The organism is Gammaproteobacteria bacterium (assembly GCA_028817255.1).
Lineage (GTDB): Bacteria > Pseudomonadota > Gammaproteobacteria > Porifericomitales > Porifericomitaceae > Porifericomes > Porifericomes azotivorans.
In genome coordinates this window covers 1-488 of sequence record JAPPQA010000043.1, presented here as the reverse complement: position 1 = coordinate 488, position 488 = coordinate 1, and the positions used below count along the sequence as shown (strand labels likewise).

Annotated in this window: 1 protein-coding gene; it reads right to left on the bottom strand. The window is 51.4% G+C overall.

What is annotated here, in order from left to right; genetic code table 11:
• A partial coding sequence (locus tag OXU43_02160; GenBank protein MDD9823964.1) for a site-specific DNA-methyltransferase occupies window positions 1-126 on the bottom strand: 126 nt, incomplete at its 3' end.
• Window positions 127-488: the final 362 nt, after the last annotated feature.

Genomic DNA, 488 nt, shown 5'->3' with positions numbered 1-488 from the left:
AGACGTTATCGCACAACGAACCGCTTTCTCAGGAAGAGTCCTGAGGGCATACAAAGCATCTCCTTCTATGATTAAAGATTCATTGATAGATATCTGTTCCGGCGGATGTATCTTTCTGTACTTCATTTCTTTATCTGTTATTCCCACCGTATAAAAGTTAGCGGCTACAGACCGGAAAGGCGAAGTTGCCAAACAGTTGACCACTACCGTCCGATTCAGCAATCCGACTGGATTTCAACACGATATCATCGCTCTTTGCAGAGTCTTATGTGTCACTGTGAATATGCCCGTCAACCGAGGTATTGGGAAATGATCCTGCCCAATGTGTAACCATTTTTCAAGCTCTTTTCCGGCCATGGCCGGGGCTGTTCCATTGCCGCCAACTACACGCAAGGCCGCACGCCAACGATAGAACATTCTCCCGCGCCCCCCCATCAGTGCATAAAGGGCGCCCAGGCCGGGGCGCGCAGGTCCCCCGGCCCCGCGGA